Annotated in this window: 3 protein-coding genes and 1 pseudogene; 3 read left to right on the plus strand and 1 reads right to left on the minus strand. The window is 31.2% G+C overall.

Annotation, left to right across the window (positions count from 1 at the left end; genetic code table 11):
* The coding region (locus A3EO_RS13445) for a hypothetical protein (RefSeq protein WP_169333120.1) at positions 1 to 230 on the plus strand (230 nt) is incomplete at its 5' end.
* Between the two features lie 47 nt (positions 231 to 277).
* On the opposite strand, the pseudogene A3EO_RS13025 reads toward A3EO_RS13445, so the two are convergent.
* Positions 278 to 613: pseudogene (locus A3EO_RS13025) on the minus strand (conjugal transfer protein TraG N-terminal domain-containing protein); the annotation flags it as partial.
* 155 nt (positions 614 to 768) lie between these two features.
* Between A3EO_RS13025 and A3EO_RS0101205 the strand changes: the two are divergent.
* The gene (locus A3EO_RS0101205; RefSeq protein WP_018345641.1) at positions 769 to 954 is read left to right on the plus strand and encodes a hypothetical protein; all 186 of its coding nucleotides are present in this window, start codon (positions 769 to 771) and stop codon (positions 952 to 954) included.
* Complete coding sequence (locus tag A3EO_RS0101210) at positions 935 to 1,270, plus strand: hypothetical protein (RefSeq protein ID WP_018345642.1); 336 nt, start codon at positions 935 to 937, stop codon at positions 1,268 to 1,270. The genes A3EO_RS0101205 and A3EO_RS0101210 overlap by 20 nt, the downstream gene beginning before the upstream one ends.
* Positions 1,271 to 1,353 lie beyond the last annotated feature (83 nt).

The raw sequence follows: 1,353 nt of genomic DNA on the forward strand, positions 1-1,353 counted from the left end.
AATTAGGCAAATTTATCAAAAATAACTTTTCTTCTTCAACTCAAAAAGTAGTAAGTGCGGGGGTTGATTCGCTTGAGAAACGGTTGAATAAACCTACAAACCAATCAAACAAAAAAACAAGTCTATTAGCTACAGCATTAGCTTGTGGCGTAGAAGCAAATAAAGAGGCAAATAAAGTTATAGAAAATATTGCTTTAGGTAATTATGGTACAGATGATTGGACAAAATAATTCTAAGAGCTAGATTAAAATCTAGTTCTTTTATACTTTATATTAAATCAATCCTTAAAACCAGAGGGAGATCCTTTAACTGGAGAACTTTTTGTAGCTAAACTAATTCCCATTTGTCCTGCTTTTTCCCCTCCCGATTCTGTTTTTGCTTTGCTAGTAATAAGCATATTATATATATCTCCCATAGCTACCCCAGCTTTTCCCATTGCCATCATAAAGAAGCCCGGGAAAACGATATACATCGCTCCAATGACCAGTTTTACCACCGTATCATCTTCCGTGTTTTCCAGTCCATAAAGATTAAAATAGCTATGGGTATCACTGCCATAAAGCCCACTGAGTAACGAGCTATCAAGCCATCTTGCAAGCTCCCACCAGAATGTTAAGAAATAGAGAACTGATCATCCTCACATTTCTCATCAAATAGACTTTACATATCAAAGTTTATAATGTAGTGTAGGATAGCTATCTTAGATGATAATGCTCAAGAATCTTTTTGTGTAGTGTGTCACTACATTGCTAACTTTGGAGAATCATTGTGAAACTAACACAAAAACAAAAAAATGAGCTGTTAAATGCTTATTTTAAAGCTAAAGATGCGAATACTTTGTTAGAAATAGATATGAAAACCGTAAGAGAAAGATCTAACGCAAAACGAGCTACATATTTGCATAATAAAAAATTAATTGATGAGGTTTTCTATAATGAAGTGGTTGGCGCTTAATGAAGGACTAATAAACTTTATTGGTTTATTATCCGAAGAAGCACTTCATTTTTTCGAAGAATCCATAAAAAAATTTGAAATTGTTTCCACACCATTTTCTATAGAAATTAATAGTTATGTATCAATTCAATGTATTATTATTGATGATACAGCGATTATATTATCTTTTAATTATGGAAAGTATACCCATCTAAATTATGGTGAAAGTAAATCCGAGAAAGAGTTTATTTACGCATTAGAAACCAAATATTTTGAAACAAACTCTTATATTGAATTATCTCCTAAAAACAAGCTTAAATTAAAAATTATCAAATAAAGGAGGATTTATGTCAGAAACCTTTGGATATAAATTAGGCAAATTTATCAAAAATAACTTTTCTTCTTCAACTCAAAAAGTAG

This window comes from Gallibacterium anatis DSM 16844 = F 149 (assembly GCF_000379785.1).
GTDB lineage: Bacteria > Pseudomonadota > Gammaproteobacteria > Enterobacterales > Pasteurellaceae > Gallibacterium > Gallibacterium anatis.

Coding starts and splice junctions, on each gene's coding strand:
- A3EO_RS0101210 (WP_018345642.1), top strand. CDS start 935: ATGAAGTGGTTGGCGCTTAATGAAGGACTAATAAACTTTATTGGTTTA.